This is a genomic window from uncultured Pedobacter sp. (assembly GCF_913776295.1).
In the GTDB taxonomy this organism is placed as follows: Bacteria; Bacteroidota; Bacteroidia; order Sphingobacteriales; family Sphingobacteriaceae; genus Pedobacter.
The window spans coordinates 22390-47585 of record NZ_CAJYOJ010000078.1 but is presented as its reverse complement, the minus strand read 5'-3'; the positions used below and the strand labels follow the sequence as shown (position 1 = coordinate 47585).

Genomic DNA, 25196 nt, shown 5'->3' with positions numbered 1-25196 from the left:
ATAAACTGTCAACTGAAAACTGTCAACTGAAAACTGCCAACTGAAAACTGCCAACTGAAAACTGCTACAGTATCTCCTTTACGATATACTCTTTCCCATTAAACTTAAAACTGTCATTTACAGCTTTTCCGATCAAAAGCTTGCCAATAGGCGAAACCTGTGAGACCGCAAAGAATTTTTGGCCGTCCGTATTTAACTCCCCGGCACTAATGCTAATGTAGAAGTTACCTCCGGAAGTAAGCACCAAACTCCCGTTTTTAACCAATCGGTCTGACGTTACATTTTCAATTTGCTGCAAAGCAATTTTCTGCTGCCCTGCTTCGTACAATAGTTTGCTGTTACGGTCCATTTCCTGCTGCATCATTTCGCGTGTGGTTTCATATTTATCGCCCGCGCTACTTTTGGTGTCATCGTTAGATGCCTGCCTGGCCTGCTGTAAGGAATATTCGATATTTTCTATCCTTTTTTGGATGAAAGCAAAACAAAGCTGGTAAAGTTTAGATTTTAAAGCAGACATAGGTGATGGATGATTAATGATATAAAATGGTCAATAGATGGGAATAATGGTCAATGGTTCACAGCACGATAGCCATGAATGATCAAACCCTTAACCAGACTTGAGGCTATAGACTAGGGACTGAAGACTAAAAGACTGATGACTCTGGACTAAAACTATCCCTCTATCCACCTCACCTTATCTTCCATCGGTGTGCGGTTTGGCGCCCAGGGTTTTTCGTTATGGTATCCCATATAGAATAAACCGATGCACTTTTCGTTTTCGCCAAGGCTTAAGAAATCGCTTAGCTGATCAATCAACGGTGGCGAACTCCAATAGGCGCCAACTTTCAAACTCTCTGCTGTTAAGGCCATATTTTGTACCGCACAGGAAACCGCAGCAAGCTCTTCCCACTCGGGTATTTTACCGCTTATTTGCATATTAATAGCAATAATACAATCAGCCTGACTTGTTTTCTCAGCAAAGCTATCATACTTTTTCTGTAAAAACTGCTGTGGAGAAACTAATGCCTTGTATAGTTTACCCAATTCCGCTCCCAACCTGGCCAGTCCGGTTTTCCTGATTACGACGAAACGCCATGGCTGGGTTAATTTATGTGTAGGAGCATAATTGGCCGTTTCCAAAATATGGTTGATAACTTCAACCGGAATTTCTTTTTTAATATAGCTTGCCGGGAAAATACTGCGACGTTCTTTTATAACTTTCGAGATGATATCGTATGTGTTACTCATGTGGTAAAGATAAGGTAAAAGGCCGAAGGTTTGGTGAGGTGTAGGGTTGAAGGTGTAGGGTTTAAGGCTAAAGCCCTGAAGATTTGACTTTTTATTAACTGAAAATTAGTGATTAGACATTGGTTCATTAGTCATTGGTTCATTGGTCATTGGTTCATTGGTCATTGGTCATTGGTTAATTAGTCATTGGTTAATTGGTAACTGAAAATTATTAACTGCCAACTGTTAACTGCCAACTGACAACTGTTTCCTGATCTGCTTAACCTTGGCAAAGAAACCTATACTTTCTTTATCCACCAGAAAATCCATGGTTTGAAAAAGTTCTTCCCTAATCCAGCTGTGTTTAATTGTTAAATTAGCTAAAATATTCAGACAATGTGATTTTATGGCCACAGGGATTTTCTCATCAATCAACCAGGCAAAAACAACTTCAACCAAATGATCAGTATTATAATCGTCAATAATACTTTTGCTGTCTATAGAAGCGTTTCTTTTGGTAATGAGTGCTAAGATTTTTACATAATGCCTTAATGCCGATAAATTGCTTTGTTGCGGAAACTTCTCTAAAAAATAAAGTGCATAGGGCAAAAACCGCTGCTGGTGGTTAGTAAATACGTTTTCCAAAATCCATGCTGCCCGAAATCCGATCTGTTCCTCCTGATAAAAACTTAAATCGATCAGGTCTTTTACCGAAAAGGTATCTGCTGAGGCGATAGCCGCTAATTTTTCTACTTTACTTTTTTGGAGAGTGGTTTTAATGGTTTCGAGCAAGGAATGGTTAAGCATGAGGCTAAAATAAATATTTTAGGATAAAGCATCTTGAGATTGGTCGTCATTAAGCTTTATTACAAATTTTTATTCAATCGAATTTGTAACGTTGAGCTTAGCCTGTGCTGAGCTTGACGAAGTATCGAAACAACTTAAGACATTTAAAAAAGATCCTTCGACAAGCTACCATTGACGTTATTTTGTTATCTTTTGATAGTTAAACACTTGTGCGCAATGCATTTCCGTCTAACAAGGCCTTCGCACTGTGCTCCCGTTCTACTTAAGTCCGGCCTAACAAATTTTTCGGACTCCACCGACCAAGCCCTATTACTGGCTTTGAAAGAAAAATTTTCAGCCGGCATTTTTTGTTACTTTTTGATGCCAAAAAGTAAGAGCCCTTCGGCGGCGGTGGACCTGTACCGATTTTTCATCGGTAGCCGAGGCAAGACTGTGCTGTATGGCATAAGAAATCAGTTACGTCATTTATATTGATTTTTATACCATAAATTATTCCTCAGCATGACGATCAGCACAAAAAAACGGGGCTATCATCAACTGACGCCCCGTCCTATTATTTTAAATACCAGGATATTATACTTTACCCTATGCCTTAAACCTTACACCCTAAACCCTATCTGGTGTAGTTCGGTGCCTCTTTGGTAATGGTGATATCATGTGGATGGCTTTCGCGCATGCCTGCAGCGGTAATCTGTACAAATTGCGCTTCCTGTAAGGCTTCGATATTAGCTGCTCCACAATAGCCCATGCTTGCACGTAAACCGCCGATATATTGGTACATTACCTCTGCCAAAGTACCTTTAAATGGTACGCGACCAACAATACCTTCCGGAACCAGTTTTTTAATATCATCTTCTACATCCTGGAAATATCGGTCTTTAGAACCTTGTTCCATTGCCTCAATTGAGCCCATTCCACGGTAAGATTTAAATTTACGTCCTTCATAAATAATGGTTTCACCTGGCGACTCTTCTACTCCTGCAAATAAAGAACCTGCCATCACGGTGCTTGCACCTGAAGCAATTGCTTTTGCAATATCACCCGTATGTTTGATACCACCATCGGCAATAACGGGCACTCCTGTACCTTTCAGGGCTTTGGCACATTCGTAAACCGCATATAACTGAGGAACACCGACGCCAGCAATAATTCTGGTGGTGCAGATAGAACCCGGGCCAATACCTACCTTAACGGCATCTGCACCGGCATCTGCCAAAAACTTCGCAGCTGCACCGGTAGCGATATTACCCACAATAACCTGTAAATCAGGATATTTTGCTTTAACTTCTTTTAGTTTATCTACTACCCCTTTGGTGTGTCCATGAGCAGTGTCAATGGTAATTACATCAACACCAGCGTGCACCAAAGCATCTACACGTTGCAAAGTATCGGCAGTTACCCCTACAGCGGCCCCTACCCTTAAACGGCCATGTTCATCTTTACAGGCTACCGGATAATTTTTAACTTTTGAAATATCTTTAAAGGTAATTAAACCACTTAAGTAACCATCTTTGCTCACAACAGGAAGTTTCTCAATTTTATGGTTCTGCAGAATTTCTTCTGCCTGAATCAAAGTAGTTCCTTCCGGAGCAATGATTAAATTTTCTTTGGTCATTACTTCCGAAATTGGGCGTTTCATGTCCTTTTGGAAACGCAGATCCCGGTTTGTAATAATACCAACCAGTTTATTATCGCTACTTACTACCGGAATACCACCTATTTTATGCTCTTTCATAATTTTGAAAGCATCAGCAACTACAGCTGATTCCAATAAGGTTACCGGATCTTTGATCATGCCACTTTCTGAACGCTTAACCTTCCGTACTTCAGCAGCCTGTCTGTCTATCGTCATGTTTTTATGTAACATACCTATCCCACCATTCTGCGCAATGGCAATGGCCAGTTCAGCTTCGGTTACGGTATCCATTGCAGCAGAAATCAATGGAACATTAAGTTTGATTTTTTTTGTTAGAAAAGTGGTTGTATTTACTTCACGTGGCAGAATTTCAGAATATGCAGGTACCAATAGTACATCATCATACGTTAAACCTGTGGCAATAAACTTTGTGGAATCGAGTTGCATAGCAAATAAATTAGGATCTATTATTTGCCAGGCAAAGATACGAAAATTGAATGAAATTAAAAGGGTTAAATTGAAAATGCTTAAATATTGACTTCGCCTGACAATTGCAATTACACAACCTGATCAGGTTAAAAATATTTAAGTTTTAGTTTTAACAGCCTAATTAATTAAATTTGATCAGGCTTGTATACAAAAAGCGAAAATGCCAGGATTTAGAGATTTTTTTACAGAAAGATTTACCAGGCTGATAAACAAAAAGCTATTTTGACTAGAACTTTATAAATTGCAATGATTACTGAAAACCAATATTTTGATGGCAAAGTGAAATCGTTAGGCTATGAAACTGCTGAAGGAAAATCGACCATTGGTGTGATCAATCCGGGAGAATATACCTTCGGTACTGCTCAAAAAGAAATGATGCATGTTATAGAGGGCGAATTGGAAGTACTTTTACCAGATGCTACCGAATGGATCAGCATCACTGCAGGAAACTTTTTCGAAGTGCCAGCCAATGCTTCATTTAAATTAAAAGCGGTTGTGCAAACCGCTTATCTGTGCCAGTATAGATAGATTGACTTTAGGGTCAGCCAAGTTTGAATTTATTTCATAAAAACAATATGGATGACACTATGATTTTAAAGAATTGACAGGTTGCGATGAATCGTCATTCCCAACTTGATCCGATGGTTATCGGATGGGAATCTTAATGTTATTACGTTAAGATTCCCGCCTGCGCAGAAATGACGATTACGCTAATGAACTGGCGCCGATAGCGAAACTATGCTTTAATCGATATGATGAATAGCGGGAGGGAAATATGCCTTACTTCTTCCCGATCACTACTTCCGTAAAATTTTCTGTAGTCAGGTATTTATTGGCCAATACCAATAACTCTTCGGCAGTAATGGTCCTTACCTTTTCAATATATTTGGTGTAATAACCATAATCGAGTCCCGCAAAATAGATGTTCTTGAATTTATCTGCATGCGAAAAAACATTCTCCAAACTACCTAACATCGATCCCAGCATGTAGTTCCTAACCAGATCCAGCTCTTCTGCTCCTACAGGTTCGTTTTTAAGCAGCTCGATTTCTTTGTAAATTTCTGTCAGCGCAGCCGAACATACATCAGCACCAACCTCTGTAGCAATAAAAAGATAACCGGCCTGCTGCAGCGAAGAAATACCAGAACCTATTCCGTAGGTATAACCTTTGTCTTCGCGGATGTTGTTCATTAAACGCGAACCAAAATATCCACCTAAAATTGTATTTAGGATCTGAAGTCCGGAAAAATCCTCGTGTTTACGGTTAATGGCCAGCTGGCCAATACGGATAGCGGATTGTAATGCGTCCGGTTTTTCCGTATAAACCACCTTTTTTTCAGTGGCCTTAAAACTAAAACTATTCTTTACCGCTTCGCTTTTTTCCCAATTGCGGCCAAAAAACTCATTCAACAGATCGAATCCCGCATCATCAAACTTTCCTGATATGACTACCGTGCAATTATTCGGGGCATAAGCAGCCTTAAAATAATCAAGCAAATCTTCGCGCTTCAAAGCGTCATAATGTTCGGCTTTGATATTTACACCATACGCAGTATCGCCAAACAAAGCATGGGCAAATTCCTTTCTCGACAGGATATCATTTTTCTTCAGGTTAACCTGTAGCTTTTGCTTCTGGTTCTGAACATAAATATCAAGTTCATACTGCGGAAACTGACTTTCTGATAAAACATCTTTCACAATAGGCAATACCGAGTGCAAATGTTTATTGAGGGTGTACAATGTTACAGAAGATTGATCCTGCATATATTCTGTTTGAAAAAATGCACCATAGAAATCAATCTGTTCAGCTATTTCTTTTGCTGATAATTTATTTGTTCCATTGTTTATTAATGCGCTAACCGCAATAGCCTGCAATGGTTTTTCCAGATTCCAGTTTACATTATCAAAAATAAATTCGATTCGCACCAGATCCTGTTCTCCGGAATAAATGGTGTAAACGGGTACCCCGTTATCCAATACTTTTTTTTCCGGCTGGATAAAATTTATGGTCGATACCTGCTTAAAATCAGGTGCCTGTTGTCTGTTAAGCATTTTCTTCGGTTAAGTAATATAAAGTAGATGATGAATCAGGATTAAAAGTTTCATTGGATATCCTTTTGATATCTTCTGCCGCTACTTTTAAAAACGCTTCGGTTTCACGGTTCAATATGGCTGCATCGCCCAACAGCTCATAGTAGGCCAGGTTCATTGCTTTATCAAGCAGGTTCATCTCAGAAAAAACAAGTACAGATTCTACCTTGTTTTTCACTTTTGTTAATTCAGTTTCAGAAACCAGTTCGGTTTTTAATTTTCCAAGTTCGGCCCAAATGGCTTTTTCCGCGGCTTCGATGGTTACCCCTTCCACCAATTTGCCCTCAACAATAAATAAACCCGGATCCAAACTGCTCGAAATATAGGCATTGATATCGCTAAAAAGCTGCTGTTCTTTTAACAGGCTATTGTACAACCGTGAAGACTGCCCGCGTGATAAAATGTCAGACAGTAAATCGAAAGCATAATAATCCTGACTTAACCGCCCGGGCATTTTAAAAGCCATATAAATCGCATTTAGAGGCACATTTGCCTTTACTGTTTCTTTTCTGGGTTCGGTTTGAGGCTCCTCCTGAATTAAATTCCGGTGATATTTTTCACCTGCAGGAATTGGTTCGAACCATTTTTCGGCCAGTTTTTTCACATCGGCAGTTTTCACATTTCCACCAACAACCAAAATTGCATTTTGTGGCGTATAATGTTTCTTAAAAAATGATTTTACATCATCCATGGTGGCATTTTCAATGTGCGAAAGCTCTTTGCCTATGGTTGCCCAACGGTAAGCATGCTTTTTATATGCCAAAGGACGGAGCTTTAACCAAACATCACCATAAGGCTGATTAAGATAACGCTGTTTAAATTCCTCACTTACCACATTACGCTGCGTATCTAAGCTTTTTTCAGAAAACGCCAGGCTCAGCATCCGATCGCTCTCCAGCCAAAAAGCAGTTTCGATATTCTCTGCAGGCAAAGTGATGTAGTAATTCGTAATATCATTACTCGTAAAAGCATTATTTTCTCCTCCTACCCGTTGTAAAGGCTCATCATAACTGGGAATGTTTACCGATCCACCGAACATCAGATGTTCGAATAAATGTGCGAAGCCCGTTTTTTCAGGATCCTCATCACGCGCACCTACATCATATAAAATATTTAAAACTGCCATAGGGGTCGTAGCATCTTCATGCACCAAAACTTTTAACCCATTGGCAAGTGTAAAACGATTAAAATCTACCATAAGTGACAAAGATAATCGAATTGTTGAATTGCTAAATTGTTTAATCAATTTAATCCGGTGAACTGATTATTATTTATTTTTTATCTTTTAAAAAATGTCGCAAAACTAATTTGTAATTTTTTTATTACCTGTAATTATATAATTTTATAAAAAATTTAAACCAAAAAAATATGCTCACCTATGCTGTAATATCACTGATTTTAGTAGCTACAAGTCTTTTTTTACTCAATTTTAGACGAGAAAGTAAATGGCGTAAAAACAATAATGATACATTTAGTTTTATCATCTCGCTAATTTCCACTTTTACCGGATTATTTATTGCCCTGTCAGTAAATACTTTTTTAGATAATATCGATAAAAAGAAGAACTTGATTAAGCTCTTGAACACAACTAATTTAGCGATAGAAAACTGCCAGATGAAGACAAAGGGAATGTATTTAAATACATCAAATTCTGGATTAAACTTAACTGAAACTTTAAAGAAAACACCTGTGGAACTGCCTAAGTTATATCCACAACTGGCAACCAATAATCTGGTTAATGATTACTTTACGCCAAATGCTTTTCAGGCTTATATTGTTTGTATAGATAACATGGAAACCTTTGTTAAAAACTTAAGCAATACCGAACAGAACAACAATGGAACAAAAATTGAGATTCTTAACCGGTATCTGAAGTATTTGGAATTTGCTAAAAGCATTAATAATCTAGAGATTGAAAGACTTGGTGGAAACCTCACAGAAGAGCAGGAAACCAGCTCTTTAAAGAAAATAGTTGACCAATTTACGACATCGAAATAATATGAAAAATGTAATTATAATCTGTTTATTATCTTTCAGCTTAACAGCCTGCAATACAGCTACAAAAAAAGAAGAAAAAATTGATTTCACTAAATCTTATGAAACTGCGGCACTTGCACTTACCGATGCCCAGCTAAATTATGATGCTGCAGTAGCGAGTAAGGATACTGCAAGAATAGCTGCTGCAAAAATCCAGTTAGAAACTGCCAAAACCAATTATTTAACCAGTAAAACCTATTATACGGCCAATGGAGGCGTCGTTAAAGCAGAAGATGATCAACTGCTTGCCAAAGCCAATACATCGTTAGGTAAACCAGCTAAAGATACAACCACTGTGGCCGCTGCTGCCGAGAAATTTATGGATAGCACCAAAGTTAATGCTGATAAAAAAGTAAAGGAGGTTGTAGGCGCTATCGCGACCGGTGAAAACAAGGTTAAACAGGTTTCAGATGCAGTTGCTGTTGGCCAAAACACCGTTAGGAATAATGTTATAAAGGCCAATGAAGGCTTGAAAAAAGTTAATGATAGCACTAAAAAACGTTTAGAAGAGATAAAAAAGCAGGGCAATGATCTGCTAAACCTATTCAAACGCAAGGCTGATACCACCAAAAATAATTAACACTACACTGTTTTTTTATAAAACTGTGATTATAGTGATACTTATTTCGAGTATTTTTGCTTCATGAATACAGCCGATTTACTGCAACGGGCGCTACATTTTGAGTTTTTAACGCAAGAGGAAGGTGTACACTTATATCACCATGCCGATACTGCATCTTTAATGTTTGTAGCCAATGAGCTAAGAAAAATTCAAGTGCCCAGCGGTAAAGTAACCTGGCAGATCGACCGTAATGTAAATACTACCAATGTTTGTATTGCAAACTGCAAATTTTGCAATTTCTTCCGCAGGCCCGGCCACGAGGAAAGTTATATTACCGACATAGAGACCTATAAGGTTAAAATAGAAGAGACTTTCCGTTTAGGTGGAGACCAGTTATTATTGCAAGGCGGCCACCATCCTGATCTGGGTTTGGCTTTTTATGCCGATCTATTCAAAAAATTAAAGGAATTATACCCTGATTTAAAACTTCATGCCTTAGGCCCGCCAGAGATTGCACACGTAGCCAAGCTCGAAGGCCTAACGCACACGGAAGTATTAAAAACGCTAAAAGAAGCCGGAATGGACTCTTTACCAGGTGCTGGTGCCGAAATATTAAATGACCGGGTAAGGCGTTTAATCTCTAAAGGCAAATGCGGCGGCCAGGAATGGCTTGATGTCATGCGCGCCTGTCATCAGTTGGATATTACCACCTCTGCCACTATGATGTTCGGGCATGTAGAAACCATTGAGGAACGTTTTGAACATTTGGTATGGATCCGTCAGGTACAGAGCGAAAAACCAGCCGATGCAAATGGATTTCTCGCCTTTATTCCATGGCCTTTCCAGGACGACGGTACTTTATTAAAACGGCTCCGTGGAATCAGTAACAACGTAACTGCTGATGAATACATCCGGATGATTGCTTTAAGCCGCATCATGTTGCCAAATATCAAAAACATCCAGGCCAGTTGGTTAACCGTTGGTAAAACGACTGCTCAATTATGTTTGCATGCCGGAGCAAACGATTTTGGATCAATCATGATCGAAGAAAATGTAGTATCTGCTGCTGGTGCACCACACCGTTTTACAGCCAGTGGCATCCAGCAATCCATCAAAGCTGCTGGTTTTGAACCACAGTTACGCGGACAAAAATACAATTACAGGGATTTGCCAGAACATTTGGAAGAACAAGTGATTACTTATTAAAGGGATGAGGTAAAATGGCGAATGGATGAGGGAAAAGATCACTGCCGATTATTAGTGATCAATTAACCCGAATTCTATATTTATTTGTCAAAAATACTGCTTTAACGGCAATTGATTTTGCGCTATTTATCTTGCTGAATATATTTAAAAGCAAGGAATAGTATTTTCCATGGCCTCGTAGCTGTCATATGGTCAGCATCTTTTTAATATGAAAGACCCGGAAATGAATTTACCACTTAGCTTTCCGCTGCGCTACAGGTCGAGGTGACGATTCTGAATTGAAGGTATCTCAGAGAAGCCATTTAAAACTAAATTTTCAATCGAACTCCAGTTGGCAACAGATTACTTAGTAAATTTTAATTCCGTAATCTTGCAAGAAGCAAAGGAAGTTCTCTTTTAATAATCTTAAGATCTGGTAATCCTAAAAACTCTGATAAAACAAAGGGAAGTAAAACATAAGTTCTACCTCCCCCTACCTTAAACGAAACATTATTTCATTAATAATGTCAGTATTTTGGATGATTATGATAACTTTTTACCTGACTGTAAAAACAGGTTGGCAATGGTTACCACGCTAGCCTTATCTAAAGGCTCATCAAAGCTTTCTACAGCAGCTGCCTTAGTGATACCTGAGAAACCACCAATCCCAACAATATTTGCTCCGGCTTGTACCGTTAAATCCTCACCTGCATAAACAGCATCAACAGCTGCTACACCTGAATCGTTCGCCTGTCCGGAAGCACCAAGGCTTACCCAAGGTTTATAAACGGCAGAACCCGCAGCAGTACGCATTTGACGGATATGTGAAGCGTGACGGGCTTCAACAGAATGGATCTGAAGTGCAGTTTGTAATACACCTGGAGCCGCCATTAAATTCGCTGCCTGGCCTTTATATGCCCTAACACCTGTATCCTCAAAACCCTGTGCTACAGCTAAGAAGGTATTATAATCAGAGTATACTGTTGAAAATGCGCCACCGGCCCTGAAATCAGTATCCGCATAGGCAATTGGCGTACGTGCAGAACTTCCCAAAGCACCTACCAATAAATCTACGTGTGCTTTTTCATGATCACGAATAGTTGTGATGGCAGCCTGACTGGCTGCATTAGGAAATGCAAATGTAACATCGGTTACACTGTTGTTAGTACTACCATCTTGATTTTTCTTGGTTATACCAACAATAGTGTGGTTGTAAAAGTGATATTCCAAATATTCTAACGCCAGAGCGAAGTTTAGTACATCAGCAACACCTGATGGTAAAGTTGATTGTCCGTATGCTTTTTGAAACATAGAACCCAAAGCTAGCGGCATAGCAGCCAGAGAGATTTTTTTGCCGATGTTGAAAAAGCTTTTCATGGCAGCCCTTCTCGGGTTTAAACGCTCATAAACCTCAGCATCAACTTTTTCAATTTCTTCTAATATATTTACGATATTCATGATTTCTAGTTTAAAGTTTTAAAGATTGATTACATTAATTTTGGTTTTGATGTATTTTGAAGCAACAGCTAAAACCTTATCCGGTGTTAAGGCCGCGTCCAAACCACCTGAGTTGTTTGCGCCCAATGAAGCCAAGCTATTCAAATCTGCAAATGATCCATTTGAAATGATGTCACGAACATAAGCAGCGTGACGGGCTTCAACTGAAACAATTTTACCTGCTAACAATAAAAATGTGCCGTTTTTAAGTCTTGGTCCTGCACCATTGTAGGCCGCAACACCTAAATCTTCAAAAGCCATCGCAGTAGCTAAAACGCTTGCTTCACTGGTAAAATCAATTGATGAAAAATCAACTTCTAAACTTCCAATCGCAGCAGTTCCTAAAGCAGCTTTAAAAAACTCTCTATGCGCTATTTCATGAAACTGGATATCCTGGAAATACGCTTTTTTGGCAGCAGCATTTGTTCCTGTAAATTGAGTATTGCTGTTCGCAACCTTGATATAAAATGCAGCTTCCAGTTGCTCTAAAGCATAAGCATAATTTAACACCCCGAAATCATCTTTAAAATCCAGTGTTGCACCGTTCATTGTTGGGTTACCGTAACCGCGATCTTTGCTACAACCAGCAGCAACTAAAGCAATACCTGCAGCACCTGCACCTGCATACTGCAGAAAAGATCTTCTGCCCACAGTTTTGTCAAACAAACTCTTCTCCTGAAGCTCGCTTTTTGTTTCTAGTTCATTGTTTTTCATAGTCATCTATGTTTTAGTGGTTTTGAATACGTTTGATGATACATACGTGACAATTTGGTTACTGGTTTTTTCAATTTGCATTTTTTTTTATAAGACCATTTTAATACATTCACCAACCTATAACTATGACTACATTAAAGGCCATTATTGTTGATGATGAGGAGTTTGCACGTTCGTCATTATTTTTTTTGTTGCAGCAGAACTGTACACAGGTAGAGATTACCGGTATTGCAAGATCTGTGGCCGAAGCAAAAGATATTTTGGCCCACCATCCTATTGATCTCATCTTTTTGGATATTGCCATGCCCGGAGGAAATGGCTTTGAATTAATTCCTGACGCACAGAAACACCATGCCGCCGTTATATTTACAACAGCCTACGATCAATACGCGCTAAAAGCGATCAAAGCTAATGCATTGGATTACCTTTTAAAACCGATTGATATTGATGAACTTACGATAGCGGTAGATAAAGTTTCGCAACACATCAGATTATCTAAAAGCCAGAACGAAAATGATGAAAGAATCAACAACCTGGCTTCCAGCTTAAGTTCGAGATCAGAGATTAGGAAACTTACCCTTCCTTATGGGCAAGGTTTCAAAATGATTGATATTGATGATATCATTTACATTGAAGCTGATAGTAATTATTCTATAGTACACTTAAACAATCACGAAAAAATTACCGTTTCTAAAGTTTTAAGAGAGTTTGAAGAATTATTACCCACAGATCAGTTTGTCAGGATCCACAAATCAAGTATTATTAACCTGAACCATTTAAAGGAATATAACTCCAAAAACGGACTGCAGGTTTTCCTGAAAAATGGCGAAAGCATCAACATTTCAAGAAGAAGGGCAAGCGATTTTTTTGAAAAAATAAAGTTATTTACTAAAGCCAACAGTGATCATTAACCAGCAGATAAGCGTGCAACCATTAGCGCAAAACGCTATGCTGAAGCTCCGCTTCAACCATATTCTTATGGTCTTTTTAGTTTTGATGCTGGTTTTTAGTGTGCCTCAAAAACTTTTTTCGCAAACCACTTACCTTCCTCATTACAACACCAAAAACGGGCTTGCCAGCAATAACTGTTATTACATTTTACAGGATAAAAAAGGTTTTATATGGATCGCTACCGATAATGGATTGAGCCGTTTTGACGGTACAAACTTCCAAAATTTCACCATTGAAGATGGCCTGCCCGATACCCAGATCCTTCAGATGAAAGAAGATGCAGCGGGCCGGCTGTGGTTTTTTGCGCTAAATGGTCAGCTGAGCTATTTAAAAGAAGGCAAATTTTACAACCAGAGCAACGACGAACTGCTAAAAAAGCTCAACTTCAATACTGTAATTGTTTCCTTTCTGATCGATAAATCAGGTCGGATCTGGCTAGGAACAAATGCCAACCTGATTGTATGCTGGGACGGAAAAAAAATTAAAAAATATATTTCGCCAAATCCTAAAGATAAATTTATCAATGCCTTCATTCATGAAGATGAACAAGGTAATATATTCGCATACAGCGATATGAGCGTGCAGCAATTTAACGGAAAAACTTTTTCCATGATCAGGTCAAAAGTGCAGCCGCTCTCTTACATGACTGCTGCAAATAGCAGCCACAGATCACTATTTTACCTGGATAGTGAAGGGCTAAAACAATATAGGCATGGAAACATTAACGAACTAATCCCCATTCCGCAGAACCTGATCAAAAACATGTCGGGATATTTTTATTATGATGTAACCGCTAAAGAGGTTTGGTTATCTAATGCCAACGGGGCTTTTGCACTGGATAAAAGCGGAAAAACAGTGCAGTATCTCCAGGACATTTCGGTAAATCAGGTACTCAAAGACAATAATCAGAACATGTGGTTTGCCACCAATCAGGGCATATACATGCTGCCCAATGCGAATAACCGTTTATCAATTATTGATGCAGAATCTGGCCTGAGCAGCAATGTAATCAAAAGCATCACCAAAGACGGCAAAAACAGGCTATGGCTGGGTACAGACGATGCAGTAATTGATGTACTGACCATTAACAATTACCAGGTTGATGAAATTGGGTTAGATGATTTTAAAAAGTACAAAACCATTAAACAAATTACTTTCGACCCAAAAGACCAATCTATATATTTCGCATCCGATTATGGAATGGGTGTTTTCAATAATATCTACAACGGCAGTAATGATGTAAGTTATTTGAGGGAGTCTAATAACTCCATGTTTGTAATTAAACACTTCAGCGTCGGTGAAAACAACAATCATCTTGCCTTGGCCCTATCCTCGGGTGTTGTTTTCTTATCAGACAGAAGAAATAAATTCGAATTTAACGCGGCAAAATACAAAGAAAAAGAAGATTTTTTTAAAGACAGATCTTACCATGTTTTTTATGATCGCGAAGGTAATCTATGGTTTTCAAATGTTAACGGACTTTCTCAATTTTCCAAAGGTAAACTGGTCAAACACTATGAAAATCATCCCCTGCTTACCAAAAGGATAAACGATATTCAACAGCTTGCTGATGGCACCTTGATTCTGGCTACTGATGGCTATGGCTTAATATTTTATAAAAACAGCCAGATTACCCGGCAAATTACCCAAAAGGATGGGCTGACCAATAATATATGTACCAGGATATTTATTAAAAACAACGAAATCTGGGTGTTAACCAATAAAGGCGTTAATAAAATAGCCGATTATCCTAACGACCCCACTGTAGCCAATTTCGACTATGGAAAAGACCTTTTAAGTGATGATGTAAACAGTTTATTCATTGATGACAGCACCGCTTATTTTGCCACAAATAAAGGCTTGATTTTATTTAAATACAACAATAAAAACTTTGTTAAGAATCTTCCCAAGGTATATGTTACTTCCATTGTCAAAGATAATGAGCGCTTACCTGTTGACCAGGACAATTTTACTTTCGAAACGGGTAACAACACCATTCTTTTTACGTTTAGCGCGGTGGATTTTACCACGAGTGATATTACCTATCGCTACCGCTTAAACGGGAACTCGGCCTGGGTAGAAACACGTACAAGACGATTGGATTTTTCTTCACTCCAATCTGGCGATTATGTATTCGAAGTAAGTGCAAAAAGGCAGAATGGCAATTGGGGCGAACCGGCAAAAATTGCCTTTACCATTAAAAAGCACTTTTGGCAAAGCCTGTGGTTTTTATCCATTTTGATCTTACTTGTGGCCTATATTTTTTACAAGGTAGCTGTTTACATTACCCGCAAGCAAAAAGATAAGGAGCAAGCACAATTGCTGTTAAAAAACAAAGTATTGATGTTAGAACAACAAGCGCTGCAGGCGATGATGAACCCGCACTTTGTATTTAATGTCATGAATTCCATTCAGCATTATATTAATACGCAGAATACAGCCTCTGCTAATAAAGTTTTAACCGGATTTGCCAGATTGATCAGAAAAAACCTGGAAATCTGTACCAAAAGTTATATCTCATTGGAAGAAGAATTAGAATACTTAAACCTCTACCTGAAGTTAGAAAAGAACCGTTTTGGTGATAAATTAGGCTATATTTTCGATGTGGATGAAAATATAGACCGGGAAGAAACTTTTATCCCCTCTATGTTATTACAACCTTACGTAGAAAATGCCATATGGCATGGCATTATGCCAAAAGAAACCGGCGGAAAAATTCTGATCAATATTAAATTAATGGATGAATTCTATCTTAACATCGAAATTATTGACGATGGGATTGGAATAGACAATTCTTTAAAAGATAAAAAAGAAACACATATTAGTAAGGGCATGCAGCTAACCAAAGAAAGGTTACACCTTTTAGGTCAGATTGGAGCAAAACCTATACACCTGGAGGTAAGGCAGAATGCCACAAATGGCACAACCGTATCTATTTCCATACCGTTAAACAGGTAATTTACCGTTTACTCAATTATTAATACCACTTACTAAATAGAATCTTGGCCGAACCCGATTTTGCCTTAAACTTGTGTTAGAAATAAACGATAGTGTTTATCAAAGACGTTCTTATAGAATTGATATAGATATTTAATAACCTAACCTAAAACTATATCTTAATTCAGGTTTCATTTGTGTGTTGAAAGCGGTCTTGTTTTTAAAAGCGAGACCGCTTTTTTTATGTCGAAAATTTTATTTTTGTATATGCCCAATCATAACATCACCAAACACATCGAAGCCCTTATATTCTCTTCCAGCCAGAGCATCAGCACGTCAGAAATTATACTTGCCCTGAATGCAGTTTTTAATGAGGAATTTACAGAAGCACAGGTTTTCGAAAGTATCGAGCAGATCAAGGAAAAATATAGCCATGATGATTTGGCAATCGGATTGGTATTTTTGAATAATGGTTATCAGTTTTTAACCAAAAAAGATTACCATGAAACGGTTAACCAACTGCAGTTACATCGCTCCAAAAAAAAATTAAGCCAGGCGGCGATGGAAACGCTTGCCATTATCGCCTACCGCCAGCCCATTACTAAATTGGAAATTGAACAGATCAGAGGGGTAAACTCTGATTATTCGGTACAACGCCTGCTGGAGAAAGAGCTGATCAGTATTGATGGAAAAGCGGAAACTCCGGGCCGGCCTATCCTCTATAGTACCAGCACATCATTTATGGATTATTTTGGTTTAAATAACCTAAATCAGCTTCCGCAGTTAAAAGATATCGTTAAAGAAGAAAATTCTGTAGGAGAAAATGCAGAGTAAATAAATTAATTTATTTATTCACAGATTGTTATTAAAAAAAGTTTTTTTGTATTTTTAAACTATAAAAGCAATTTTTATTTTTGTGTTATGACAGCGCCAAAGAAACTCCCAACTAAACCGACTGCCAAAAAACAGGTAGACGAAGATGATGATTTTGAAGATGACGATATTCAAACAACAAAAAAGAAGCCTCAAGATGATGACGATGATGATTTTGACATGCCGTTAGATGATCTTGACAACTTCGATAATTTTGACGATGACGACGACGATTATTAATATTTAAAAAACATATATTTGAAAAAGCATCCGCCCGCTTGGTAGGATGCTTTTTAATTTTAAAATCTGCCCATGCAAGTAATACCCGTAAGCAATTCATCATTAAAAAAAGACTTTCTAAATACCCCCAAAATCTTATATAAAAACGACAAAAACTGGATCTGCCCACTGGATAGTGAAATTGAAAATGTCTTCGATCCTGAAAAAAACACCTTTTTTACACACGGAAAATGCACACGTTGGGTATTAAAAGATGATGCAGGAAAACTAATTGGACGAGTAGCGGCTTTTATAAATGAGAAAAAAGCATACCATTACGACCAACCAACAGGTGGCATGGGTTTTTTTGAATGTATTGATGATGAAAAGGCTGCCTTTATGTTATTCGATACGGCCAAAAACTGGCTAACCGAAAACGGCATGAAAGCGATGGATGGTCCGATTAATTTTGGCGAGAATGATAGTTTCTGGGGGCTGTTGGTTGAAGGCTTCACTCCTCCTTCCTTTGGCATGAACTATAACTTTCCATATTATCATCAATTTTTCGAGAAGTATGGTTTTATTACAGAATATGAGCAGTTAACCAATCATATTAACCTGACCATTCCCTTTCCGGAGCGTTTTACAAAAATTGCCAACTGGGTAAGAAACAAGCCAGGTTATACCTTCGAATATTTCAGCAAAGCCAATTCCGGCAAATACATCAATGATTTAATGGAAATTTACAATGATGGCTGGCAAAATTTTGAAAACTTTGTTCCCATTAAAAGAGAAACCCTCGAAGAGAGTTTTAAAAGTATGGAACCCATTATGGACGAACATCTGATTCAGTTTGCTTACTTTAACGGCGAACCGGCATCATTTGTCGTATTGATTCCGGATGCAAACCAAATGATAAAAGGTTTTAACGGGAAACTGGGTTTAATTGAAAAATTAAAGTTTGCTTACCGCCGTTGGGTGGGCGTTACCCGCATGAGGGCGATTGTAATGGGTACTAAACCTAAATTCCAAAAACACGGTTTAGAATCGGTACTTTTTATACGCTTAGGAGAATATGTTTTACCTAAAAATCAGTACAAAGAACTCGAATTGAGCTGGGTGGGCGATTTCAACGAACAGATGATTGCCATCCATAAAGCTACCGGTGCCACTTTTGGCAAAAAGCATTTAACCATGCGAAAAGTTTTTTGATTTGTCGTCACCAATTTCGATCGGATTATATTGATTTATAACCGTAAGCGAATTGAAGAAACTCTACGGTACATAATATTTCCACCTGCCAAGGTTCGTGTCTCCACGAACCTTTTTTGTCATGGATCCACTAAAACATGGAGTAACCAGATTTCACCTTTCTAAATTTTATTCAGCAGATTTCTCCATTCTGCTGCGCTGCAGTCGAAATGACATTAGATTAAATAGTTGTTCCTTAAAAAGTGTATAAAAATTTGATTACCAACACTTTGTTGGTAAAATCAGGTATAAATATCTGCAGGTTTTCCTGATATTAGTGTCAAAAGCTTGCAGATATTTATGCTTAACAAACCGATAATCACTACGCAATTGAGTTTTTTACAGCCTGGCTTGAAAGAACAATTATCTAATAAACATCCGCTTTACATTTTAGCGGAAACGCTTGATTGGCAATTATTTCAGGACGCTTTCAGGAAGCATTACCGGGAAGACTTTGGCCGCCCGGCCAAGCCGATACGGCTGATGGTAGCACTTTTGATGCTGAAGCACATTCGTAACCTGAGCGATGAAAGCGTAGTGGAGCAATGGGCTGAAAATGGTTACTATCAATACTTTAGTGGAGCGCTGGTATTTACCGCAAAAGCCCCCTGCGAAGCATCCGAATTAGTGCATTTCCGTAACCGGATCGGTGCAGAAGGAGTGGAACTGATCTTCAGGGAGAGTATCCGCATCAACGGCAAATGCGGCAAAGAAGATAAGGCGAGCATAGATACGACCGTCCAGGAGAAGAACATTACCTATCCTACCGATAGCAAACTTCACCGGAAGATCATCAAAAAGTGTATTGGGATAGCCGACAGGGAAGGGCTGGAACTTCGCCAGCGTTATACGCGTACCTTAAAGAAGCTGGGCATCGACCAGCGCTTCAGGAATCATCCCAAAAACGGGGCAAAAGCAAGGAAAGCCGATAAGAAAGTAAAGACTATAGCCGGCAGACTGGTAAGGGAACTCCAAAGGAAATTACCAGCAGAGAGTTACCAGACCGACCTGGAGCTGTTCGGGCGTGTACTTCGTCAAAAACGTCAGGACAAAAACAAGGTTTATAGCCTCCATGAGCCGGAGGTGGTATGCATCAGCAAAGGTAAAGAGCATAAGAAATACGAGTTTGGAAGTAAAGTGTCGATCACCGTTACCCAAAAAAGTGGCGTAATCATCGGGGCGCTGAACATCGCAGGAAATGATTACGACGGGCATACGCTGGATGCAGCCCTTGAACAACAGCAAAGGCTTACCGGCCATAAACTCAAAGAAGCCTTCGTTGACCGGGGCTACCGGGGAAGGAAAGATGTATTGGGAACCACTATCCATACCCCCAAAACCTTCAGCAGCAAGCTAACAAGATATCGAAAAACCAAATTAAAGGAAGGCTTCACCCAAAGAGCCGCCATCGAGCCTAAAATCGGTCATCTGAAAGCAGATCACCGTCTAAGCCGCAACTTTTACAAAGGAATTAAAGGCGATAACATCAATGTGATGCTGGCTGCTGCTGCAATGAACTTCAAAAGAATGATGAATATCTGGAAAGACAATCTTTTGGCACTGTTTTTACATTTTACACTTTATTCAGCTTGTCCAAACATTATCACAACAACACTATTACAGTATCAAGCTTTCTTTATTGACTTTTTAAGGCTCGACTAAATAATTAATCTACACTTCTATACTTCGGCAAATTAATCAACAGTACGCTGCCTAAAATTATGACTAATCCAACCACTTGTATTAAGCCAATCACTTCATTGGTAAATATTAAACTCAACAATACAGCAACAACAGGGTTTACATAAGCATAAGTACTCACCTGTGTGGCCGGACGTACTTTCAGCAACCACACATAGGCACTAAATCCTGCAATGGAACCGAATAAAATGAGATAAATAATAGATAGCCAGGCATCCGGCGATATGCCAGCCCAATCCAATAATCCAAATTCTGATTTCAATAATGCACCGGGTAAAAAAGCCAAACTCGCTATTAACATCTGCCAGCCTGTATTTACCGAAACTGAACGCTGTGTAGTAAGATTATATTTTGAATAAAGCGATCCTCCGGCCCAGGCAATCGGCCCAAACACCAGCAGTATCATGCCTAAAATCTGCAGGTTACTTTGCGGTTTATCCAGTGCTTGCCTGATTTGATTACCAAACAAGAGCAACACACCTAAAAATCCAATGATCAGACCCGAAACGATATACCTATTGCTTAGGTTTTCTTTCCAATGCGATTTATCTAAAATAACAAACCATATGGCTGCCGAAGCCACCATAATAGCCACTAAACCGCTAGGAATGAACTGCTCTACCCAGATTACGATTCCATTACCTAAACCCAACATTAAAATACCGCTTACCGCAGCAATCCTGATGGTTTTCAGATTGAAAATATCTTCTCCTTTGAGCTTGCACCAGGTCAACATCAGCATGCCTGCAATAGAAAAACGAAATGCACCTAAAATAAAAGGTGGAAAACCGGCCAGGGCTTTTTGAATAAAAAAATAGGTAGAACCCCAAACAATATATACGATCGCAAAAGCCAGGTAAACCATTACCGGAGATGCTTTTTTACTTAAATCTGCCATTTTTAATTTTCGGGGATGATCAATTGTTGCTGTTCCTTTACTGTTTCTAACACAATGGTAGTCTTCAGGGATAAAATATTGGGAACCTTACTAAATTCATCGCGTAGCAAAGCCATTAAAGATGCTGAATCAGTTGTTCTCACTTTCACCAGGAAACAATCATCGCCAGCAATGACGTGTACTTCCTGCACATCCGGAATTTTAGCCAGCTCGCTTGCGGTATCATTACAACTAAAACTTTGTGATGATTTCATGGAGATAAACGCCAATAATTTTAAATCAACCGCAGCGGGGTTTACCTTCGCATGATATCCGGTAATGACATTCTTCTTTTCGAGTTTTTTTACACGTTCCAGTACTGCCGATGGAACAAGATCTAACGCCCTCGCTAAATCTACATTTGAGATCCGGGCATTATCCTGCATGAGTCTGAGTATCGCCAGATCAATATGATCCAGATTAAAATTGCTTTCAATTACCATTCTTCAAAGCTATTGATAGTAAGAATATAATTCAAAATATTTTAAATAAAAATGAATTTTATTCTATTAAATAGCTTTTTAATGATAATAAATCGGTTCAATAGACGATATCAAATCTTACATCCCAAGTTTGTCGTACAGGTCGATTACTTTTTTTCTTAGTTTATTAAGTTCTTCTTCCTTTTCGATCAGTTCTTTTTTAAGTGCAATGAGCTCTTGCGAGAAATCAGATTCTGATACCCCCGGCTGCCCCGTAATTAATTGTATTACCGGAACCTTAAATATTTTAGAAATCTGCAGTAAGCGGGAGATATTGATGTCGGTTTGTCCGGTTTCTATTTTACAGAAAGCCGGCGTAGAGATATTTAATTTTTTAGCAGCATCAGCCTGGCTTAACCCCAGAGACAATCTAGTTTGTTTGATATGATCTCCAATGCTTTTCATCCTTTTTTAGATTTGAGATATTAGACTTGAAATCGGAGACTGATACCTCTCAAATCTCACGTCTAATATTTCATGTCTATTTCTTTAGAGCAGCCGCCAGTTCAGGCAGATCAAAACCTGCATAATTACCAGAACTCATCATCAACAGATTGGTATCTTTGTAATGCAAACTCAATAAATAAGTTTTTAACTTAACTGCATCGTTAAAAAACTTCAGTTCTGGATTGGCGAAAGCCTGTTGTACATCATCTTCAGAAAACGGCTCCATGCGTTTTTGTTCGAAAGATTTAATGTCGATAAACACAATGGCCTCGTCAGCTTTATCCATCGCACCCGTATATTCTTTCAAAAAATCTTTGTTTAAACTGCTAAAAGTATGTAATTCAATACAGGCTACTAATTTACGGTCGGTAAACTGCGCTTTAACTGCATCAATCGTAGCTTTTAATTTTGATGGTGAATGTGCAAAATCTTTGTAAACATTGGTCGATTCATCTGCTGAAATCACTTCTAAACGCTTGGAAGCACCTGTAAACGAAGCAATTGCAGCATCAAATTCATTTTCATTGATGCCCAATTCCTTACAAACCAATTTCGCAGCATTAAGGTTCATCAGGTTATGATCGCCAAAAATCTTAAGCGCCGTTTCTTCCGGCAGGAGGTATGTGATACCGTTTCTGATCGCATGTTCAGGAATAGCATAACCGATCTTCGTCACACCAGATTTTGAACGCGATACCATTTCATTCAGGTCAGCATCCGCTTTACAATAAATCAATACGCCTTTTGGTTCAATGGTATCGATGAATTTATCAAACTGCAGGGCATAATCAGCATAGGTCGGAAACACGTTGATATGATCCCAGGCAATACCACTAATTACCGCAACATTTGCTTGATACAGATGAAATTTTGGTCTTCTGTCAATTGGTGAAGACAAATATTCATCTCCTTCTATAATCATTACAGGTGCCTCTTCCGTAACCTTTACCATGGTTTCGAAACCTGCCAATTGCGCACCAACTAAATAATCGAAATCACGTTTATAATAATTAAGCACATGCAGGATCATACTGGTGATGGTCGTTTTACCATGACTTCCACCAATTACTACCCGCAGTTTATTTTTGCTCTGCTCGTAAATGTATTCAGGATAAGAATAGATTTTAATACCCAACTCCTGTGCTTTCAATAACTCAGGATTGTCGATACGGGCATGCATACCCAAAATCACGGCATCCAGATCATTTGAAATGCGGTTTTCATCCCAGCCCATTTCAATTGGCAATAAACCGTATTTATCCAGACGTGATTTTGCAGGTTCAAAGATCACATCATCGGATCCTGAAATCTGGTAACCTTTTTTATGTAGGGCGATGGCCAGGTTATGCATGGCACTCCCACCGATCGCGATAAAATGTATACGCATATTTTTTTATTTTAGGTGTGAGACAGGAGATATGAGATTGGAGACATCAGGGGTGAGATGCTGGATTGAAAATACGATAGGATATACAACATTTGAAACATGGAAACCATTCCCTAAACCCTAAAACTTAAACCTTAAACCCTAAACCTTCCACCCTTCTACCTCTTCTCGAACTGTGCGGCTACCCAATCACCATTCTGTTTATGGTCAACGTATTTTATTCCGTATTGAGCGCATTCATCAGTAATCATTCCTAAATCAGGATCTAAATAGAAACCGCTGAAGAAAATTCGTCCTCCGCCTTTTAAAACATCCGCATAGCGATGGATCTGATCTAAAAGGATATTCCTGTTGATGTTGGCAAAAATCACATCGTATTCATCATCCGGAATGACTTCCTTACTGCCACAAAGTGCTTTTAAATTATACACCTGATTAAGCTCAGCATTTTCTACAGTGCTTTCGTAACAGATATCGTCATAATCAATGGCCATTAAAGTTTTAGCACCGAGTTTTGCCGCCAGGATTGCCAGAATTCCGGTTCCACAGCCCATATCCAGGATATTTTTATCCTTTAAATCGGCGGCTAAAATATATTGCATCATCATGGTAGTCGTTTGATGATGACCAGTGCCGAAAGACATTTTGGGATCAATCACAATCTCGTAAGGATATGACGGTTGTGGTTCATGAAAGGTTGCCCTTACATAACACACATCATCAATAATCAACGGACTAAAATTCTTTTCCCATTCGGCATTCCAGTTTTCGTCGGCAACATCTTCTAAAGTGTATTCTGTTACAAACTCTTCCCTGTAATTGCCTAATAAATTCTTTAATTCTTGCTCATTAAAATTATCCCTGATGACGAAAGCCGTAAAACCACCATCACTATCTTCAAAAGTATCGAAACCCAGGTCAGCAAGATCGCTAATGAGCAGATCCTGTTGATAATCTTCGATACCTTTGAAAGTAAATATTGCTTTTATGTATTGCATTAGCTGTTTAATGCTTTAATAATATCTGTAAAATCGCGTGATTTTAACGATGCACCACCAATCAGTCCACCATCAATATCTTTTTGCGCGAATAAACTTGCTGCATTGCCCGGGTTACAGCTGCCACCATATAAAATAGTCGTGTCATCAGCCACATTGAATCCATAATTGGCTTCAATTTCACTGCGGATAAAAGCGTGGATATCCTGTGCCTGTTCCGGCGAAGCAGTCAATCCCGTTCCGATAGCCCAAACAGGTTCGTAAGCGATCACAATTTTTTTGAAATCTTCTTCAGTTAAGCTAAAGATCCCCCCTACTAATTGTTTTTTCAACACTTCATAATAACTGCCGTTATTACGCTCGTCTAAGGTTTCGCCGATGCAGAAAATTGGGGTTAAACCATTGGCTAAAGCAATTTTAGTTTTTTCAGCCAATAAAGCATCGCTTTCGGCGAAATATTGCCTGCGTTCTGAGTGACCCAAAATCACATATTCTGCGCCAACGGATTTAACCATTTTAGCCGAAATTTCGCCTGTATAGGCGCCACTTTCCTTATCGCTGATATTTTGAGCGCCAATTTTAACATCGTTACCACCCAATTTTGCCAGACTGTTCAAATGAATAAATGGCGAGCAAATGATGGCCAGCTGATCGCCTTTACGCTCATCTTTAACCATATTTACGATTTCGCTGAACAACGAAACACCTTCATTATAATCTAAATTCATTTTCCAGTTACCGGCAACAATCTTTTTTCTCATTTTGTAT

At 38.7% G+C, this 25196-nt stretch carries 23 protein-coding genes and 1 pseudogene; 10 read left to right on the top strand and 14 right to left on the bottom strand.

The annotated features are described in order from the left end of the window. Positions 1–64: 64 nt before the first annotated feature. The 4 genes from QZ738_RS17935 to guaB all read right to left on the bottom strand — a co-directional run bounded on the left by QZ738_RS17935 (position 65) and on the right by guaB (position 4117). Positions 65–517, bottom strand: a complete 453-nt coding sequence (locus QZ738_RS17935; RefSeq protein WP_293789142.1) for a 3-oxoacyl-ACP synthase — start codon at positions 515–517, stop codon at positions 65–67. Positions 518–672: 155 nt separating this feature from the next. Beyond that, positions 673–1248, bottom strand: coding sequence for a nitroreductase (locus tag QZ738_RS17930; protein WP_293789140.1), 576 nt, complete (start codon positions 1246–1248; stop codon positions 673–675). Positions 1249–1473: 225 nt separating this feature from the next. Further along, positions 1474–2034 carry a hypothetical protein gene (locus QZ738_RS17925; protein ID WP_293789139.1) on the bottom strand — a complete coding sequence of 187 codons (561 nt, stop codon included), beginning with the start codon at positions 2032–2034 and terminating at the stop codon, positions 1474–1476. 613 nt (positions 2035–2647) lie between these two features. Further along, positions 2648–4117: an IMP dehydrogenase gene (gene guaB, locus QZ738_RS17920; protein WP_293789137.1), complete on the bottom strand. Its 1470-nt coding sequence runs from the start codon at positions 4115–4117 to the stop codon at positions 2648–2650. 288 nt (positions 4118–4405) lie between these two features. On the opposite strand from guaB, the gene QZ738_RS17915 reads away from it, so the two are divergent. Further along, a complete protein-coding gene (locus QZ738_RS17915; RefSeq protein WP_293789135.1) occupies positions 4406–4687 on the top strand; it encodes a pyrimidine/purine nucleoside phosphorylase in 282 nt (93 codons plus the stop codon). A gap of 252 nt (positions 4688–4939) precedes the next feature. Here QZ738_RS17915 and QZ738_RS17910 read toward each other — a convergent pair whose 3' ends face one another. Next, positions 4940–6211 carry a pitrilysin family protein gene (locus tag QZ738_RS17910; protein ID WP_293789133.1) on the bottom strand — a complete coding sequence of 424 codons (1272 nt, stop codon included), beginning with the start codon at positions 6209–6211 and terminating at the stop codon, positions 4940–4942. Further along, positions 6204–7448, bottom strand: a complete 1245-nt coding sequence (locus QZ738_RS17905; RefSeq protein WP_293789131.1) for a pitrilysin family protein — start codon at positions 7446–7448, stop codon at positions 6204–6206. Before QZ738_RS17905 ends, QZ738_RS17910 begins: the two co-directional genes overlap by 8 nt. A 170-nt stretch (positions 7449–7618) precedes the next feature. Between QZ738_RS17905 and QZ738_RS17900 the strand changes: the two genes are divergently transcribed. The 3 genes from QZ738_RS17900 to QZ738_RS17890 all read left to right on the top strand — a co-directional run bounded on the left by QZ738_RS17900 (position 7619) and on the right by QZ738_RS17890 (position 10055). Further along, complete coding sequence (locus tag QZ738_RS17900) at positions 7619–8248, top strand: hypothetical protein (protein ID WP_293789129.1); 630 nt, start codon at positions 7619–7621, stop codon at positions 8246–8248. A 1-nt stretch (position 8249) separates the two neighbouring features. Further along, positions 8250–8867, top strand: coding sequence for a hypothetical protein (locus QZ738_RS17895; RefSeq protein WP_293789127.1), 618 nt, complete (start codon positions 8250–8252; stop codon positions 8865–8867). A 63-nt stretch (positions 8868–8930) separates the two neighbouring features. After that, positions 8931–10055, top strand: coding sequence for a CofH family radical SAM protein (locus QZ738_RS17890; protein WP_293789126.1), 1125 nt, complete (start codon positions 8931–8933; stop codon positions 10053–10055). A gap of 522 nt (positions 10056–10577) precedes the next feature. Here the strand turns inward: QZ738_RS17890 and QZ738_RS17885 are convergent. Both QZ738_RS17885 and QZ738_RS17880 read right to left on the bottom strand, forming a co-directional pair. Then, positions 10578–11492, bottom strand: a complete 915-nt coding sequence (locus QZ738_RS17885) for a ferritin-like domain-containing protein (RefSeq protein WP_293789124.1) — start codon at positions 11490–11492, stop codon at positions 10578–10580. An 18-nt stretch (positions 11493–11510) separates the two neighbouring features. Continuing rightward, entirely contained in the window at positions 11511–12245 is a 735-nt protein-coding gene (locus QZ738_RS17880; RefSeq protein ID WP_293789122.1) for a ferritin-like domain-containing protein, read from the bottom strand. 125 nt (positions 12246–12370) lie between these two features. Between QZ738_RS17880 and QZ738_RS17875 the strand changes: the two genes are divergently transcribed. The 6 genes and pseudogenes from QZ738_RS17875 to QZ738_RS17850 all read left to right on the top strand — a co-directional run. Beyond that, positions 12371–13156, top strand: coding sequence for a LytTR family DNA-binding domain-containing protein (locus QZ738_RS17875; RefSeq protein ID WP_293789120.1), 786 nt, complete (start codon positions 12371–12373; stop codon positions 13154–13156). Between the two features lie 67 nt (positions 13157–13223). Further along, a complete protein-coding gene (locus QZ738_RS17870; RefSeq protein ID WP_293789118.1) occupies positions 13224–16154 on the top strand; it encodes a two-component regulator propeller domain-containing protein in 2931 nt (976 codons plus the stop codon). Positions 16155–16376: 222 nt separating this feature from the next. Continuing rightward, positions 16377–16967, top strand: coding sequence for an SMC-Scp complex subunit ScpB (gene scpB / locus QZ738_RS17865; RefSeq protein ID WP_293789116.1), 591 nt, complete (start codon positions 16377–16379; stop codon positions 16965–16967). 87 nt (positions 16968–17054) lie between these two features. After that, positions 17055–17246 carry a hypothetical protein gene (locus tag QZ738_RS17860; protein ID WP_293789114.1) on the top strand — a complete coding sequence of 64 codons (192 nt, stop codon included), beginning with the start codon at positions 17055–17057 and terminating at the stop codon, positions 17244–17246. A gap of 72 nt (positions 17247–17318) precedes the next feature. Continuing rightward, complete coding sequence (locus tag QZ738_RS17855; protein WP_293789112.1) at positions 17319–18437, top strand: GNAT family N-acetyltransferase; 1119 nt, start codon at positions 17319–17321, stop codon at positions 18435–18437. Between the two features lie 339 nt (positions 18438–18776). Further along, a pseudogene (locus tag QZ738_RS17850) lies at positions 18777–20009 on the top strand (IS5 family transposase); the annotation flags it as partial. 133 nt (positions 20010–20142) lie between these two features. Here QZ738_RS17850 and QZ738_RS17845 read toward each other — a convergent pair. The 6 genes from QZ738_RS17845 to tpiA all read right to left on the bottom strand — a co-directional run bounded on the left by QZ738_RS17845 (position 20143) and on the right by tpiA (position 25189). After that, positions 20143–21075, bottom strand: coding sequence for an EamA family transporter (locus tag QZ738_RS17845; protein WP_293789110.1), 933 nt, complete (start codon positions 21073–21075; stop codon positions 20143–20145). Between the two features lie 2 nt (positions 21076–21077). Beyond that, positions 21078–21557, bottom strand: coding sequence for an Lrp/AsnC family transcriptional regulator (locus tag QZ738_RS17840; protein ID WP_293789109.1), 480 nt, complete (start codon positions 21555–21557; stop codon positions 21078–21080). 117 nt (positions 21558–21674) lie between these two features. Further along, positions 21675–22001, bottom strand: a complete 327-nt coding sequence (locus QZ738_RS17835; protein ID WP_293789107.1) for a helix-turn-helix transcriptional regulator — start codon at positions 21999–22001, stop codon at positions 21675–21677. Positions 22002–22077: 76 nt separating this feature from the next. Next, positions 22078–23430 (bottom strand): Mur ligase family protein, encoded by a 1353-nt coding sequence (murC, locus tag QZ738_RS17830; protein WP_293789105.1) that lies wholly within the window; start codon positions 23428–23430, stop codon positions 22078–22080. 158 nt (positions 23431–23588) lie between these two features. Further along, on the bottom strand, positions 23589–24428 hold the full coding sequence (gene prmA, locus QZ738_RS17825; RefSeq protein ID WP_293789103.1) for a 50S ribosomal protein L11 methyltransferase: 840 nt from the start codon (positions 24426–24428) through the stop codon (positions 23589–23591). Then, on the bottom strand, positions 24428–25189 hold the full coding sequence (gene tpiA, locus QZ738_RS17820; protein ID WP_293789101.1) for a triose-phosphate isomerase: 762 nt from the start codon (positions 25187–25189) through the stop codon (positions 24428–24430). Before tpiA ends, prmA begins: the two co-directional genes overlap by 1 nt. Between the last annotated feature and the right edge of the window lie 7 nt (positions 25190–25196).

Bases quoted from the DNA above. Each gene is read 5' to 3' on its own strand.
- QZ738_RS17935 (WP_293789142.1), bottom strand. From the start codon at position 517: ATGTCTGCTTTAAAATCTAAACTTTACCAGCTTTGTTTTGCTTTCATC.
- QZ738_RS17930 (WP_293789140.1), bottom strand. From the start codon at position 1,248: ATGAGTAACACATACGATATCATCTCGAAAGTTATAAAAGAACGTCGC.
- QZ738_RS17925 (WP_293789139.1), bottom strand. From the start codon at position 2,034: ATGCTTAACCATTCCTTGCTCGAAACCATTAAAACCACTCTCCAAAAA.
- guaB (WP_293789137.1), bottom strand. From the start codon at position 4,117: ATGCAACTCGATTCCACAAAGTTTATTGCCACAGGTTTAACGTATGAT.
- QZ738_RS17915 (WP_293789135.1), top strand. From the start codon at position 4,406: ATGATTACTGAAAACCAATATTTTGATGGCAAAGTGAAATCGTTAGGC.
- QZ738_RS17910 (WP_293789133.1), bottom strand. From the start codon at position 6,211: ATGCTTAACAGACAACAGGCACCTGATTTTAAGCAGGTATCGACCATA.
- QZ738_RS17905 (WP_293789131.1), bottom strand. From the start codon at position 7,448: ATGGTAGATTTTAATCGTTTTACACTTGCCAATGGGTTAAAAGTTTTG.
- QZ738_RS17900 (WP_293789129.1), top strand. From the start codon at position 7,619: ATGCTCACCTATGCTGTAATATCACTGATTTTAGTAGCTACAAGTCTT.
- QZ738_RS17895 (WP_293789127.1), top strand. From the start codon at position 8,250: ATGAAAAATGTAATTATAATCTGTTTATTATCTTTCAGCTTAACAGCC.
- QZ738_RS17890 (WP_293789126.1), top strand. From the start codon at position 8,931: ATGAATACAGCCGATTTACTGCAACGGGCGCTACATTTTGAGTTTTTA.
- QZ738_RS17885 (WP_293789124.1), bottom strand. From the start codon at position 11,492: ATGAATATCGTAAATATATTAGAAGAAATTGAAAAAGTTGATGCTGAG.
- QZ738_RS17880 (WP_293789122.1), bottom strand. From the start codon at position 12,245: ATGAAAAACAATGAACTAGAAACAAAAAGCGAGCTTCAGGAGAAGAGT.
- QZ738_RS17875 (WP_293789120.1), top strand. From the start codon at position 12,371: ATGACTACATTAAAGGCCATTATTGTTGATGATGAGGAGTTTGCACGT.
- QZ738_RS17870 (WP_293789118.1), top strand. From the start codon at position 13,224: ATGGTCTTTTTAGTTTTGATGCTGGTTTTTAGTGTGCCTCAAAAACTT.
- scpB (WP_293789116.1), top strand. From the start codon at position 16,377: ATGTCGAAAATTTTATTTTTGTATATGCCCAATCATAACATCACCAAA.
- QZ738_RS17860 (WP_293789114.1), top strand. From the start codon at position 17,055: ATGACAGCGCCAAAGAAACTCCCAACTAAACCGACTGCCAAAAAACAG.
- QZ738_RS17855 (WP_293789112.1), top strand. From the start codon at position 17,319: ATGCAAGTAATACCCGTAAGCAATTCATCATTAAAAAAAGACTTTCTA.
- QZ738_RS17845 (WP_293789110.1), bottom strand. From the start codon at position 21,075: ATGGCAGATTTAAGTAAAAAAGCATCTCCGGTAATGGTTTACCTGGCT.
- QZ738_RS17840 (WP_293789109.1), bottom strand. From the start codon at position 21,557: ATGGTAATTGAAAGCAATTTTAATCTGGATCATATTGATCTGGCGATA.
- QZ738_RS17835 (WP_293789107.1), bottom strand. From the start codon at position 22,001: ATGAAAAGCATTGGAGATCATATCAAACAAACTAGATTGTCTCTGGGG.
- murC (WP_293789105.1), bottom strand. From the start codon at position 23,430: ATGCGTATACATTTTATCGCGATCGGTGGGAGTGCCATGCATAACCTG.
- prmA (WP_293789103.1), bottom strand. From the start codon at position 24,428: ATGCAATACATAAAAGCAATATTTACTTTCAAAGGTATCGAAGATTAT.
- tpiA (WP_293789101.1), bottom strand. From the start codon at position 25,189: ATGAGAAAAAAGATTGTTGCCGGTAACTGGAAAATGAATTTAGATTAT.